General features: G+C 35.9%; 16 protein-coding genes. 7 read left to right on the top strand and 9 right to left on the bottom strand.

Going from position 1 to position 15032, the window contains the following annotated elements:
* Window positions 1-27: 27 nt before the first annotated feature.
* Window positions 28-2952: an ATP-binding protein gene (locus NST14_RS05605; RefSeq protein ID WP_229143250.1), complete on the bottom strand. Its 2925-nt coding sequence runs from the start codon at window positions 2950-2952 to the stop codon at window positions 28-30.
* Window positions 2949-4190: a metallophosphoesterase family protein gene (locus NST14_RS05600; RefSeq protein WP_229143252.1), complete on the bottom strand. Its 1242-nt coding sequence runs from the start codon at window positions 4188-4190 to the stop codon at window positions 2949-2951. The genes NST14_RS05605 and NST14_RS05600 overlap by 4 nt, the downstream gene beginning before the upstream one ends.
* 167 nt (window positions 4191-4357) lie before the next feature.
* Here NST14_RS05600 and NST14_RS05595 point away from each other — a divergent pair, with 167 nt between their 5' ends.
* Window positions 4358-4543, top strand: coding sequence for a YhzD family protein (locus NST14_RS05595; RefSeq protein WP_000539554.1), 186 nt, complete (start codon window positions 4358-4360; stop codon window positions 4541-4543).
* A gap of 27 nt (window positions 4544-4570) precedes the next feature.
* On the opposite strand, the gene NST14_RS05590 is transcribed toward NST14_RS05595, so the two are convergent.
* Window positions 4571-4933, bottom strand: coding sequence for a hypothetical protein (locus tag NST14_RS05590; protein WP_000582789.1), 363 nt, complete (start codon window positions 4931-4933; stop codon window positions 4571-4573).
* 153 nt (window positions 4934-5086) lie between these two features.
* Between NST14_RS05590 and NST14_RS05585 the strand changes: the two genes are divergently transcribed.
* A complete protein-coding gene (locus NST14_RS05585; protein WP_000273537.1) occupies window positions 5087-5227 on the top strand; it encodes a YflJ family protein in 141 nt (46 codons plus the stop codon).
* Window positions 5228-5425: 198 nt separating this feature from the next.
* On the opposite strand, the gene NST14_RS05580 is transcribed toward NST14_RS05585, so the two are convergent.
* A complete protein-coding gene (locus NST14_RS05580; protein ID WP_074532277.1) occupies window positions 5426-5821 on the bottom strand; it encodes a carboxymuconolactone decarboxylase family protein in 396 nt (131 codons plus the stop codon).
* Window positions 5821-6990, bottom strand: a complete 1170-nt coding sequence (locus NST14_RS05575; protein ID WP_074609777.1) for an MFS transporter — start codon at window positions 6988-6990, stop codon at window positions 5821-5823. The genes NST14_RS05580 and NST14_RS05575 overlap by 1 nt, the downstream gene beginning before the upstream one ends.
* Window positions 6991-7168: 178 nt before the next feature.
* Here NST14_RS05575 and NST14_RS05570 point away from each other — a divergent pair, with 178 nt between their 5' ends.
* The 3 genes from NST14_RS05570 (at window position 7169) to NST14_RS05560 (ending at window position 9624) form a co-directional block, all read left to right on the top strand.
* Window positions 7169-8014, top strand: coding sequence for a helix-turn-helix transcriptional regulator (locus tag NST14_RS05570; protein ID WP_001083674.1), 846 nt, complete (start codon window positions 7169-7171; stop codon window positions 8012-8014).
* A 194-nt stretch (window positions 8015-8208) separates the two neighbouring features.
* A complete protein-coding gene (locus tag NST14_RS05565; RefSeq protein WP_000546061.1) occupies window positions 8209-9201 on the top strand; it encodes a zinc-dependent alcohol dehydrogenase family protein in 993 nt (330 codons plus the stop codon).
* A gap of 117 nt (window positions 9202-9318) precedes the next feature.
* Window positions 9319-9624 (top strand): hypothetical protein, encoded by a 306-nt coding sequence (locus NST14_RS05560; RefSeq protein ID WP_000266262.1) that lies wholly within the window; start codon window positions 9319-9321, stop codon window positions 9622-9624.
* A gap of 552 nt (window positions 9625-10176) precedes the next feature.
* Here the strand turns inward: NST14_RS05560 and NST14_RS05555 are convergent.
* From NST14_RS05555 to NST14_RS05540, 4 genes are all read right to left on the bottom strand, one after another.
* Complete coding sequence (locus tag NST14_RS05555) at window positions 10177-10488, bottom strand: YbjQ family protein (protein ID WP_000637511.1); 312 nt, start codon at window positions 10486-10488, stop codon at window positions 10177-10179.
* Window positions 10489-10624: 136 nt separating this feature from the next.
* A complete protein-coding gene (locus NST14_RS05550) occupies window positions 10625-10828 on the bottom strand; it encodes a DUF4028 family protein (protein ID WP_341118382.1) in 204 nt (67 codons plus the stop codon).
* Between the two features lie 125 nt (window positions 10829-10953).
* On the bottom strand, window positions 10954-11484 hold the full coding sequence (locus NST14_RS05545) for a general stress protein (RefSeq protein WP_071741434.1): 531 nt from the start codon (window positions 11482-11484) through the stop codon (window positions 10954-10956).
* A gap of 39 nt (window positions 11485-11523) precedes the next feature.
* Window positions 11524-11661 (bottom strand): hypothetical protein, encoded by a 138-nt coding sequence (locus NST14_RS05540; RefSeq protein WP_000359816.1) that lies wholly within the window; start codon window positions 11659-11661, stop codon window positions 11524-11526.
* A gap of 220 nt (window positions 11662-11881) precedes the next feature.
* Here NST14_RS05540 and NST14_RS05535 point away from each other — a divergent pair, with 220 nt between their 5' ends.
* Complete coding sequence (locus NST14_RS05535; protein WP_000991342.1) at window positions 11882-12133, top strand: hypothetical protein; 252 nt, start codon at window positions 11882-11884, stop codon at window positions 12131-12133.
* A 205-nt stretch (window positions 12134-12338) separates the two neighbouring features.
* Entirely contained in the window at window positions 12339-15029 is a 2691-nt protein-coding gene (locus NST14_RS05530; protein ID WP_229143254.1) for an ATP-binding protein, read from the top strand.
* Window positions 15030-15032 lie beyond the last annotated feature (3 nt).

Genomic DNA, 15032 nt, shown 5'->3' with positions numbered 1-15032 from the left:
CAAATCAGTTACTTTTAGTATAGCACACTACAACTCATTTTCTTTACGCATATGTGTTAATTTTATAATCTGTTTTTCTGTAAAATACGCGAGTAAATGCGCATGACATGTAAAGAAGATCACTTGTCTATCCTTTGCAATTTCCTTTATAAGTTTAATCGTCCGATTCGTCCTTACCGCATCAAAGTGCACGAAACTGTCATCAATAATAAATGGATAATCATGCTCAAATGTTTTTGCTAATGCAAATCTCAGCGATAAATACAACTGCTCAGCTGTCGCTTGGCTTAGTTGATGACTATAAAAACGCATACCATCGTTACGCTCTACAATAAATGGCTCCGCCTCTGACGGTGAAAAGATTTTACTATATCGTCCGCCGGTTAAATAGACGAAATACTCTTCTGATTTTTGTAAAATACGAGGAAGATGTACTTCATGATAATATTGCTTCGTTTTCGTTAACACTGTCTTTGCAGCCGCATAAGCAGCCCACTTCTTCACTTGTTCACGCACTTGCGCTTTTTTCATTTCCCATTCATGCATTAAATCACCGTACGTACTACCTTCTTCTAAATTCGCAATTTCCATACGATGCTGTGCAATACGCTCTGTCAGTTCTTTTTCTTGTGCCAGACAGTTTTGCGCGGCTGTCAGTTCTTGCTTTAATTTTTCATCATAACCGTCAGCTTCATAATGTTCAGCTAATGATAAACTCGTTAAACGTTGTTCTAACAGATCAATTTGCGGCAATAAACGTCCTACTTGCTTCTCCGCATCTTCACGTTTTTCCGCTAGTTTACCTGCTTCTAAAAACATCTCTTCATTTGTAGCCTCTGCAATATGCCATAAACTGTCTCGTTCTACTAGTAATTGCTTTAATTGTTCTTGCATAAACTCATATTCTTCTTGCCATTCCGTCAGTTTTTCTTTTAACTGCTTACAAGTTTGGCGTTTTTCTTTCTCATTTTGCATACGACTTTGTGCCTCGTGCAGCTTACTATACTCCGCGCTACCGATAACAGTTTCTAGTTTATGTTCAAATTGTGAAATCATTTCATATAATGAAGATTTTCGCTTGCCTTGCTTCTCTAATTCACGATATAATTGTTGCATTTTTTCCATACGCTCAAATGCCGGCAATATGTGTGCATACGTATAAAATTCAGGGAACGTATAGCGCTTTTTATACACATTGACTTGTTCGCTCGTGCGGAACGTTTCTCTCTCCCATTCCTCATACGATGAAACGACTTTATCATACGCTCGCTCCATTTGCTGCAATTTATATGACTCACGCTCAAATAACTTACGAATCTCTTCGTCTTTTTCTAACTCATAACGAACAGACATCGCTTCTTCACTTTGTCTCCCGCCAGCACTTTGCTGAAGAGTAAGGAGCTCTTCTTGTAACCCACTTGACGGATCTTTATATAAAACAAGAGCAAGAACAATCCCTACAAAAACAATGACACTAATAAATAAAAGCGGGCGGTTATCTATAAATAAGCTTGTGAATAACACGCCTGTGTTAATAAGAAGTAACAGAAGACAAACTCTTTGCCATTGTTTTTTCTTTTGCATCGCTGCTCCTGCTTTTTCCTCATATTTGCGCTTCATTCTCTCAGCGCCCATACCGATAAACGCCGCATCTTGGAACGATTTTTCTTTCTCAACTAACGTATTTCGCTCTTCATCCGCTAACATTTGCTTCTGAATTTGTCTTATATTTTCTTCTTGTTCTTCTAATTGCTCTTGCGCTACTTTAAAACGATCATCAAGCTGTGCTTTTTGCGTTTCTAATTCGCGTGCCTTTTGCACAGTTTGCGTAATTAACTCTTTCGTTGCCAAACTCATATCAAAGGAAAGAACTGTTTCTTCTTCAAAAGTAGTGCCGATTTGTTGCTCGAGTTCTGCAAGCTCTTCTTTTATATTCGTAATCGCTCCTGTTATATCACGCATTTCTTGACGTGCATTTTCATACGACATATGCTGCATACGAAGTTCTTCTACATAACTTTCTTTTTGTAAAAACTCTTCGTCTATTTGAATCGATTCCATTTCCAATTGCACTGTCTCTATTTTTTTATGGAGCGAATCAACTTGCAACTGGAGCGGCTCCATCTTTGCCTTAATTGCTTCATAACGCGCCATCCCGTTTACAGGAAACTGCCCATTCTCGTTTTCTAACACTTTCTCATACGCACGCTTTTCAATAACGAGAGGTTCAAGTGCTGCTAATATTTCATAATCTTGCTTTCGTTTTTCTGCATTCTCTTTTTCCACTCGAACAGAAGCAAGTTTCTCTTCACTTTCTTTTAACTGCTCCACTTGCTTTTCATACGTGCCAATTTTCCCTTGCCACTCTTTCATCTTCTCTTCAAGTTTCTTCATCTCTTGCAGTGACACGTTAATTTCCGGTTTACGCCCGCTCGGCTTAAAGCGCTGGTCCATTTCTTTTTCTAGCTTTTTATCTAGCTGTAATAGCGCATCGCTTCCGACTGCACTTGCCGAAAATAAATAATTGCCGATATCCGCTTCGCCTAGCTGATGAATGTTTTGAAGACCATGCATATCAAAAGAAAAGACCGATTCAAATAAACTTTCATTCATCCCGGTTAATATATCGTGTAAAATTTCTTCGCCGCCCGTTTTCCCGTCTTCAAAATAAACAGTTACCTCACCAACAGCCGTCTTTGGCAATCGTTCAATTTTCAAACGGCCGTACTTCTCTGTTTGCACAGTGATTGCTCCGCCATACTTCCCGCCTTCTTTCGGTTCATAACGGCGCTGTCCTCTCGTCGGAAAACCGAATAAAATACTTTTCATAAACGAGCGAATTGTTGATTTCCCTGCTTCATTTTCACCGTATAACACCGTCAGCATTGAAAGGTCCATTTCCACATTTTCTAATTTTCCGTATCCATAAATATGGAGTTTTTCCATTCTCATTTCTTATCCCTCTCTTGCTGGAATAATTGTTCTAAAATAATATTTTCCGCTTCCTTTTGAATCTCTTTCTTCTCTTCTTCTGTAAAAGATTCAATACTATTACGCGCTATAGGAGATGTCCAAATACTGCGCAACACGCCGTCCATATTAGTGAAAGCTTCTAACTCCTTCAGCACACTACCGACGAAATGATTTTCTTCTTTCAAACGCTCGATTTCTGCAAAAGAAACCGTCTCATTTTTCCACTTCATCGCATACACGAAATCTTTTCGCTCTTCGCCAGCTGCTAAAATATGAACAATCTCTTCTACGCGCTTTTCATCACGTAAATAAGGAGAAAGTTGGCCTTGTCCTGTAAATACGACAGTTAGTAGCGTCCCTTCCTCTTCTCTTCGGCACTCATTCATCGCAGTTGACGCTGCCGTCATAAGTTCATCAACAGTTTCAATTCCATCAATATTTACCTCTATCTCATCCCATACAACATCTGCCGTATGGAAAAATGAGCAATGCGTTCCTTGTTTCGTAAGTTCAATCAGGTACGCACCCTTTTCCCCTGTTTCCTTACGATGACGCCCTTGTATATTACCTGGATAAATCATATACGGCTCTTCTGATAAAATTTCACGTTTATGTATATGGCCAAGAGCCCAATAATCAAACTGCTTTTCTTTCAGCTCACGAATTTGAAACGGCGCATAGCGATTATGCTCTGCATCCCCTTCCACACTTCCGTGAAGCATGCCAATATGAAAAGGCGCATCACTCATTTTCGTATACTGCGCTGTCATATTATCCGTTACCGCTTGCTGCAAATAACTAAACCCGTAAATAGAAGCTAACAACTCACCATTTTTATAAAATGATTTCTCTTCTACGTAAGGCTCCGTAAACACGTGAACATTTTCCGGAAACTCAATTGCTGCCCAGCTTCCCCCTAAATGATCGTGGTTACCGTGAATAATAAAAACAGGGATATCGTACTGCGAAAGTCTCTTCATTTGCTCGCGCACAAACACTTGCGCCCTCAAACTTCTCGTCTCCGCATCATACAAATCCCCGGCTAGTAATACGAAATCCACGCGCTCTTGAATCGCTTTATCAACAATACGTTCGAACGATTCAAACGTACTTTGCTTCATTCTCTTCCAAACAGACTGCGGTACATTCATCTCCATTCCTTTAAACGGACTATCCAAATGCAAATCAGCCGCATGTATAAACTTCACTTGTTTCACAAATAACGATCCTTTCTTTTCCGTACTTTACTACAAATAGTAAATCTAGTGTCCATAAAACTTTCACTCTATTTTAACACGCAATGTCATATATTTCTTTGCATATTCTAGTGATTTATGCCAAAATAGTTATAAGATTCTGATTTTTATTATTGGAGGGAATTTTCATGGGAGTATACGTTCTAACAGTCTTTGAAAAAGATGGTTCAAAAGCATTAGACGAATCATTCGAGGCGGCAACTGAAAAAGAAGCGAAAGCAAAAGGTGAATCTATTTTACGAGAAAAAGGATTGTATGAAAAAACACATCGCTGCACATCTACTGCAGGTAAGCTCGTTTTATTCCAGCGCTAAAAAAAAGAAGCGTCATCCGCTTCTTTTTCACTCTACTATATCTTCGTCACACCACGTAAACACCACATCTAGAATGCGATTACCGATACGTACGCGCTTATTCCATTTTCCTGTTTGGATCTGATGTTGCAATTCTGCTTTCATCTTTTCCGTCCAGTCGTGAATCGTTTCACTACCGTCGTACGGATATACGCTCGGAAACTCTTCCTGCAGTAGATGCAAGCTCTCTGCATCAAAATGAAAATGGAAGAAGTAGTTTGCTGTAAGCGATGGTTCTTGCAATCGTAAAAACTGATCATCAATTTGCTTTCTATTTCTATAGAAAGTAAAGATATTCACTTTACCGCTCGTAATTTGGTCAATTTGAATTTCGTGCTTCTCTATAATCACGTCTTGTCCACCTCGTTATATACTATCTTTAGTATATATGTCTTTTGCAACAAAGTTAACCATTTTCGCGCGAAATTCATTTCCTTCATTATATTACCTGTACCTCCATATGCAATCAGAACAAATAAAACAAAGTTGAAGGGGAGCGATCACATGTATTTCGGAAGCAAAGGTTGGTATGTAAAAGAACTTAAAAAATTAGGTATCCGTACTTATGAAGGTAAAAAACTAGAATCGTATCGTACGCATGTGTTATCTAGTTTACTTGAGAGAATGAAGAGAGCTTCGGCTTAATAAAAAATAGAAGAGGCCACTTTTCAAGTGGCTTCTTGTCAGAGTATTAGGAAAGCCTTCCATCTTGTAAGGGTTCAACTGCAACATCAACTAGTGTAAAATTATGTCTTTCATTCACAAAGACATTTTTATTTTCCATTAAACCTGCTATGTGCATGGCTATCAATAATCATATTATTCTCCATCCCTTACGTTTTTTTACTTTGTTGCCATTTTTCTTTCTTCAAATACTTCCGTAGCAACTGTCAAAATCGTATTTAAAGCTATTGGAAAACCACCATAAATCAACATTTGCATCATTACTTCTACAATTTCTTCTTCTGTCCACCCTACATTTAAAGCTCCATTAATATAAAACTTAAGTTGTTGCGTATTTCCTAATACCGTTAACCCAGCTACTGTAGCTAATAGACGAGACTTTAAATCTAATCCTGGTCTTGAAAAAATTTGTCCGTAATTAAATTCAACAGCTAATGTGCCTAAATCTGGTGCAATAGAATCTTTAAAACTATCGAGAATCGCTTGATAATTCTCCTCGTCTATTTTTTTCAGAATATCTATACCTTTTTGATAATTCTCTTCATTCCTTACCATTATGCATCGCCCCTTTTCATATTTTCAACCATTTTTAAGCTCTTAACCTCATTTTTCATGTTTAAAAGACTCGTAAATCCTAAACTCACCATCACCATACCTGTTATGCAAACTCCTAGCCAACCCCAATTGCTCCAAGCTAATACCCCTATATACGATCCAAGTGCCCCACCTAAAAAAGTGGCTACCATATACAGTCCATTTAATCTACTACGTTTATCTGGGGAGAGCTGAAATATTCTGGCTTGACATGCAACTTGATTTGCTTGTGTACCTACAGTTACTAATAATGCAGATAAAATTAAAGCAGTTAACCAGTAACCTAACGTAATAGAAATAATAAATGCTATGAATGTAATTGTCATACAAAGAGTATTCGCATAAATTGGACCCTTTTTATCAATTACCCGCCCAATTATAGGAGTAGCAAATGCACCTCCTATTCCAACTAACCCAACTAATCCTACAACATCACTTCCATATGAATAAGAAGGTGATTGTAGAAGGAAGCCAAGAGTTGTCCAGAACACGCTAAATGCACCAAATATCATTCCTTGGCTTATACAAGCTTGACGCAGTACTTTTTCTTGTATAAACATGGGGCCTAATGAAGTCAATAACTCACTATACTTCATAGAAGCAACCCCTTGACTTTTGGGTAGTAAAAGTCTTGTGAGTACAATGATTACCAGCATACTTGCAAAGGAGACCCAATACATTGCTCTCCAACCAAAATGCACGTCAATCAAGCCACTAACAAAACGTGCTCCTAAAATCCCACATACCAAGCCTATGGCTACATTTCCTAGGACCTTTCCGCGCACCTTTTCATCAACCAAACTAGCTACAAGGGGTACAATTATCTGAGGAATAACCGTACAAATCCCTATCAAAAAGTTGGTCACCACAAGCCAAGTCACATTTGGTGAAATGGCGGCTGCTGCTAGTGAAAGACTTACTGCACATAGCAACGTTAAAATTAATTTTCTTCTCTCAAATATGTCCCCAAGTGGTACTACTAAAAGATTCCCTAAAGCATATCCTACTTGTGTTAAAGTGGCTACAATACCAATAGATGCTGCTGCTACATTAAATGTCTTCCCCATGCTTACAAGCAAAACCTGATTTAAATACACATTCGCCACTGTAAATCCACAAGTAACTGCCATGAAAAAGATTACTCCCTTTGTAACTCTTGGGTTTTCTTGTACAGAAGCATTGGCTTTATTCACTTTATTCACCCCCTTTATCAAAACTACAACTTTAATATAAAACAAATATTTTAATGTAAATAGATATCCAGTTATACTAGTATTAACAGTACTACCTTAAAGAAAGGGGCTTTTTATGAACAGTGAACAGGAAAGAAAAAAAGAACTCGGAAATTTTTTGAAGTCTAGACGCAACCGACTTTCTCCACAAGATTTTGGATTACCAATTAGTTCACGCAGAAAAGCCAAAGGATTACGTCGTGAAGAAGTAGCACAACTAGCTAATATTGGGGTAACTTGGTACACGTGGATTGAACAAGGCCGAGATATCCAAGTCTCAATACAGGCTTTAGAAAGTTTAGCTGATGCCTTACGCTTAGATAAAGAAGAACGTGAGCATATGTTTTTATTAGCTCATCAACAGTTACCTCCTGAAAAGCCTTTAAAAACTGATGACGAAGTAAGCCCTGTACTACAAAATTTTATAGATGATTTAAAGTTTTACCCGATATATGTAACAGATCAACTTTGGGATGTTGTAACCTGGAACCGTGTTGCAAGTGCAGTATTTGGAGATTTTGAAACTATGAGTTTCAAAGAAAGAAATGCAGTTTGGAGATGTTTTGCCTCTCAAGAATATCGAACCTTATTAGCAAATGATTGGGAGGCCCATGCAAGGAGACTTTTAGCACAATTTAGAGCTACATGTAGTCGTTTTGTTGGTGAAGAATGGCTCAAAGAAGTAGTGGAAGAATTAATGGCTATTAGCGTAGAGTTCCAAGAATGGTGGCCCGCTCACGATGTTCTCGGTACACCGAGTGGGAAAAAGGAAATCCATCATCCAATAGTAGGCACACTATTATTCGAACATATTACATTCCGGGTGTATGACGCTCCAGACTTAAAACTCACTATGTATCGACCTAAAGACCCAGAAACTTTAAATAAATTAAAACAATTACTACAATTAACTTCCAATTAAATATAAAATACATACTCATACTGATTATTAACATAAGGCCTACACTGCAAATTATGCAATACTAGGCTAAACCTTACAAACTAGAACGAGAAGAATAATAGCCTTTTGTTCCCTTTTATTCATTTTCAACAAAATAGCCCTTCAAACCAAAAATGCTATAATAAACCCAATCAAACTAAGGGGGATCATTTATCTTGCACGGAAAACACATTCAATTTCACAAGTTCGGCAATCCAAAAGATGTACTACAAGTTGAATATAAAAATATAGAACCATTAAAAGAGAATGAAGTTTTAGTTCGTATGCTAGTTAGACCGATTAATCCATCTGACTTAATTCCAATAACGGGAGCGTACGCTCATAGAATTCCTTTACCTAACATACCTGGTTATGAGGGTGTTGGTATTGTAGAAGATGTTGGCGCGGGCGTTACGAGAGAGCTTATCGGTAAACGTGTTTTACCTTTACGCGGAGAAGGTACTTGGCAAGAGTATGTGAAGACGTCAGCTGATTTTGTAGTTCCTATTCCGGATTCTATCGATGATTTTACAGCGGCACAAATGTATATTAATCCTCTTACAGCGTGGGTTACTTGTACAGAAACGTTAAACTTACAACGTAATGACGTTTTATTAGTGAATGCTTGCGGATCCGCCATTGGTCATCTTTTTGCGCAGTTATCAAACATTTTAAACTTCCGACTCATTGCCGTGACAAGAAATAATAAGCATACAGAGGAGTTACTACGCCTTGGTGCTGCATATGTAATCGATACTTCCACTACCCCGCTTTATGAAACCGTTATGGAATTAACGAACGGGCTCGGCGCGGATGCTGCAATTGATTCTATCGGGGGATCAGATGGAAATGAATTGGCTTTCTCCTTACGTCCAAACGGGCACTTTTTAACGATCGGTCTTCTATCAGGTGTACAAGTTAACTGGGCAGAGATTGTCACGAAAGCAAAAGTGCACGCGAACATATTTCATTTACGACATTGGAATAAAGAAGTAACGCCATATAAATGGCAAGAGACGTTTCGTCATTTAATTCACTTAGTAGAAAATAAGCAATTACGTTTTATGAAAGTACATTCTACATATGACTTAGCGGATGTGAAAACGGCGGTTGATGTTGTGCAGTCTGCTGAGAAAACGAAAGGGAAAGTCTTTTTGACTAGTTATTAACTACAATTGAAGTGGGCTTTTTGATTGGCCTTTTAAATAGACTAGATAATACCTTTAAGAGCGAACATTTGTAAGTATCTGGTATAATTCTATTAAAAGGTGGAAGGAGATTTTCACATGTGGTTAATTTCGGCAATTTGGCCTGTTATACTAGTCGGGGGAATTGTAGTATTTGTAATAAAAAGATTGGAACATAAATATAAGAACGGAAAATTAGGTAAGAAAAAATCAAAAGAAGCTCAAAACTTATTAGATAGTCTCATACCTATAGGAATGCTTGTTGGCTGTATAATCGGTTTGATTTTCGGTATGTTTTTCCCGGACTTCTCCCTGCTTTCAGTTAGTTTAGGATCTGGAATAGGCTATTTATTTGGTTATTTCGCCTATGAAATTTATAGTAAGACAGGCAACAATTTTTCCTAATCCAAAAAGAATAAGCCGGACAGTACATAATAGTCATATAAAATATGTACTGTCCTTTATTTTTGCATCAACGTTATCACCGTACCTTCCACATCCTATACACCTTTTTGATTGATTTTCCTCTCCTCCCTCTTTTGTATATTCTCTTTTTTATTTTCATTAGATCTATACCCATAGTAAAGTAGAGCGCATGTAATAACTGAGCCTACAATGTATCCTAAAAAACATCCTAACCAAAACATAATATAATCGCCTCCATCCATAATAAATTTTATGTAATATAACTCTTTACATGCTCAATCGTTTATTTCTATCAACTATACACTCTCTAAAGCTATTCATACTATTATTTCTCTTCTTACCTCAAATAATAATTTTATTATTTGTCATAAAGTTAACATTTTTCCATATTATTACTTTTATCTTCGAGAATAATATACTACATTTGAAATAAGCAGGCTAGTATATCAGCTCTTCTCCCTCTTACCTTTAGTTATGAACAAAAAAAACCCCTCAAAGCATAAGCTTCGAGGGGTGAGCCTGTTTTTTTACTTATATACGTACAGCTGTACCACTTACAGCAACCATTAACATTCCATCACGAACTACTTCGTAATCTACGTCAACGCCAACGATAGCGTTCGCACCTTTTTGTTTTGCAAGTTCTTTCATTTCATCCATTGCGATATCACGAGCTTCTTTTAGCTTGCTTTCATAAGAACCAGCACGACCACCGACAACATCACGAACAGAAGCGAATAAATCGCGGACAATATTTGCACCCATAATAGCTTCACCATTTACAATATCGATATACTCAATAATTTCTTTACCTTGAATTCCAGACGTTGTTGTTACAATCATGACTGACACTCTCCTAATAAGTTGTAGTTTTAATTAGCTTTCTTATGTCTTTATTATGACATGGAACAAGCAACGAATCTATTGAATTACCTTACAGGAATGTGACAGTTTTGTAAGAATACAGCGACTATTTTGTTTAATAAAGTGCTTTAACATTAGGATACATAAACGACTCCCTATTTTCTTTCCAGTCGCGTTCTACTTCTTTAAAAGTTGGTCGTCCTAATTCTTCCTTGTTTTCATGTTTACGAAACCATTTCTTCACATACTGATCTCCATTCTTATTTTGCACTGTACAAAGGGAGCTATTACTACTATCCTTTAATATTTTTACAATCACGACAAGACACCCCTTCTCTCTGAAACTTGATCTTTTACCATAAGCCCTTCCTCTCTTATAGTCATACGACTCCTCGGTCGCGCCAAAGTTGTAAGATCAAAAACGATATTTACTTTGTTTACATTTTATTTAAAGAAATCAGAGTTATAAGCATTATGCTTATCAAATATTTTGTAGATTTCTAACTTATCATCTAATTTTGCATCTACTAAAATTAATATATTTCCATCGTAAATGTATTCTTCATATTTCTTAGCGTGTTCTTCTGGAATGCCTAATCCGATAAATGCTCCTATTAAACTTCCAGCTCCTCCGCCAATACCGGCTCCCCCAATTGCTGCTGCGATCGGTCCCGCTGCTACAATTGGGCCCAGTCCAGATACAGCAAGTACACCAAGGCCTGTTAATAAACCTCCGAGTCCGCCTGCTACTCCTCCTGCTACAAGTCCTGTCGCTGAAAAGATATCTCCTTTATGTGCAGTTTCATGATTCACTTTCTCACCTGATTTTTCTTCCAGATGTTCAATTTCCTTTTGATCTTTCGCAATAGCTGAAATGTTATCTGCCGAGTATCCTTTTTCCTTTAATTCATTAATAACGAGTGCCGCATCATCAATTGTTGGAAAAACACCTACTATTTTTCTATCCATATTCATAACTATTAACCTCCTAAAATTTTATATAACGTATCTTTATTACTCTTCGTTTTTATATACACTAATTTTTTTATTCACATAACCATTTACGAAAAATGCTAATAATAAAAGGACTACAAGAGAACTACTTAACAAGTAAATGAAATCAAATGTAATATCCGTTATCATTTTATCCATATGTAACAGTCTCCTTTTTATTTAAAGTAAAAGTATATTTTTATAGACTAAAACTTTACAATCCATCTTCGGTCAATCTCTTTATGGTATATGTATACCCTTCTTCCCCCTTTCTAAACGTAAAAAACTATAATTATATTTTTTTTATTTATATGTTTAACATTTTTTAAAACGGGTACGTTTATATTGTTATGCTTATTATATGGAAAGGAAAATTACGATGAACGCCATTCACTCTACTACTATTCTTTATAATGAAACACCTACAATAACGCAGATTCATCATTTTTATGCTTTAATGACAACATTTCAAACAAATGTATTTATAAGTAAACGGGGAACACTTACTTCTATTAAAAACTTAAGCACATTAGTATCATTTTTCCTTACTGTAAAAAAGAGAGAGCTTGTACTATTTATATTTGAAGGAATAGATGCAAAAAGAGCTTTAAGAACACTCTTTCCTTCTTAAAGGTTTTATTACCCCCTATTCCCTCGATTGTTATTTTTCATACATAGTTTTATACTTCAAAATGATTTCCTCTATTCAAAACGAGACCCCCTAATACAATAGGGGGATTTCTAGTTTAGCCCTATGAAAACTGATATAATATATATTACGTTTTTCATTCTTTAAAATAGAAAACTTTTAATAACCTTGAAGGTAGGAATTTTTAATGAAATCGAAAGCAAAATTTAGTATTCGCTACAAAATTATGGCTGGTTATTTAGTTATCATTTTGTTTTTACTTATTTCTTTTATTATGTTAAACAATCAGATTTCCAATTTACAAAAATCTCGTAATTTTATTATTGATCACGATTTTAAAGTTCTCAATTTAACGAATCAAGTGGAGAAAGACTTGCTAACAATAGAAAATAAAGCGAAAGGCTTTATTACTTCTAATAACGCGAACTATTTGCAATCTCTTAACTCTGCCGAAAGAGATTATGAAAAACATTACCATAATCTTTTTTCTTTATTAGAAGATAATCCATCTCAGCAAGAAAAATTAAAAGAGATTAACGGAAACATTACTAATTGGATGAATAAAGAGATTCACCCGTTAATTGCAAATCATAATAGTAATAAAATACAAGAAATCGACACTACCGAAATCCAATCATTACAATCACAACTAACTGACTTCCGTAGCACTGAGGAGCAATTAACGAAAAAAAGAGCTGCACAATTAGATACTAAAAATAATAAATTAGAGCTTTGGTTATACAGTTTATTGTTCTTACTATCTTGTGTTTCTATTATCGTTTCACTTTATATTTCGAATTCCATTACAAAAACGATTAAAAATGTAATTCAAGCTATTAAATCCATTTCTTCTAAAGAAAAAATTACGGAAAGAATTCATGTAAATACACATGATGAAATAAAAGATCTTGCTCATACAACGAACCATCTGCTAGACGAAATATCGAAAAGAGAGTGGTTACAAACGGAGATTGCAGAATTAATTTTAATGTATCAAGGTGTATCTTCTATTGAGATGTTAGGTAACAAAATTTTGAGTGGAATTATACAAAAAACGCAAACTTCTTGCGGTGCGTTTTATGTACGTGAAGAAGTTGAAGAAACTGTCTACTTTGTGAAAAAAGCTTCTTTCGCCGATCAAGGTGTTGATATTGGAAAACAATCTATTAAAATGGGTGAAGGCTTCATTGGACAGTCTGCTTTAGAAAAGAAAAGTTTTATTCTTAGGGACATACCTGAAGAGTTTCGTTACGTTACTACTGGATTATTAGAAATACGCCCTAAAAATTTACTAGTCATCCCTGTCTTATTTGAGGATGAAGTGATTGCAGTAATGGAGTTAGTAAGTGTAACTGACATTTCAGATTTACATCAAGATTTAATTCACCAAACTGTTGATAATCTAGGTTTAACAATCCACAGCATTATGGGACGTATGCGAATTCAAACTCTTTTACATGAATCACAAGCAATGACAGAAGAGTTACAAGTTCAATCAGAAGAATTGCAAACGCAAGCGGAAGAACTACAAATGCAAGCCGAGGAATTAAGAACAACGAACGAACAGTTAGAGTCTAGAACGGAAGAGGCCGAGCAAAAGACAGCTGACTTACAAGTGACTAAATTAGAATTAGAAGAAAAAGCAAGCGAGTTGTTACGTAGCTCAAAATACAAATCAGAATTCCTAGCAAATATGTCACATGAATTACGCACACCGTTAAATAGTATTTTACTATTATCTGAAATGTTAAAAGAAAATCATGATAATCATTTATCCGATGATGAAATTGAATTGGCAACCGTCATTCATTCATCAGGGAAGGATTTACTTACTTTAATTAATGACATACTAGATTTATCTAAAGTAGAAGCCGGAAAACTAGATGTCATTTTTGAAGCAACGAACATAAGTGATATGGCAGCAAGTATGCAGCAAAACTTCTTACATATCGCTGCACAAAAAAATGTAGAATTTACTGTTGAAGACAGTGACACCATTCCTAATCTGTTTTATACAGATGCAAAACGGATTGAACAAATTATTAAAAATTTATTATCCAATGCATTTAAATTTACGGAAAAAGGATCTGTCTCTTTACATTTCGATTCAATAGAAACAAGCAACTTGAGTCATGATATCCAGTCTATAAGTAAAGACTGGATATCAATTTCAGTAAAAGATACTGGTATTGGTATCGCTAAAGAACAGCATCAACTTATTTTCGAAGCCTTTCAACAGGCAGATGGTGCAACAATTCGAAAGTATGGTGGTACAGGATTAGGTTTATCTATTTGTAAAGAGTTTGCTAGACTATTAGGTGGTTGGATTACGTTAGAAAGTAATGTAGGAGAAGGTAGTACTTTCACTGTATATATTCCTAACCTTCCAAACGGATTAACTGATATACAAGTATCCAATTTAGAAGTCGCAGCAACGGTAGATGAAGTTATTCCTGCTGAAGTTGTTGAGGAAACTATCGTGATTCCAGAAACAAATAACGTTTTCCAAGAGAAAACTATTTTAATTGTCGATGATGATCACCGAAATATATTTGCATTACAAAATGCATTAAAAAAACACCATGCCAATATCATTACTGCACAAAACGGCCTAGAGTGTTTAGAAATACTAAAAAACAATACAAATATCGACCTTATTTTAATGGATATTATGATGCCAAATATGGACGGTTATGAAACGATGGAACATATCCGAATGAACTTAGGGTTACATGAAATACCTATTATCGCATTAACTGCTAAAGCAATGCCAAATGATAAGGAAAAATGTTTATCTGCTGGCGCTTCAGATTATATAAGTAAACCATTAAATTTACATCAACTCTATTCGGTAATGAGTGTATGGTTAATAAAATAAGTG

Origin of the sequence: Bacillus sp. FSL W8-0519, assembly GCF_038005585.1 — a bacterium.
Lineage (GTDB): Bacteria > Bacillota > Bacilli > Bacillales > Bacillaceae_G > Bacillus_A > Bacillus_A paranthracis.
The sequence above is the reverse complement of the archived record's forward strand: the minus strand, read 5'-3'. Positions and strand labels throughout refer to the sequence as shown.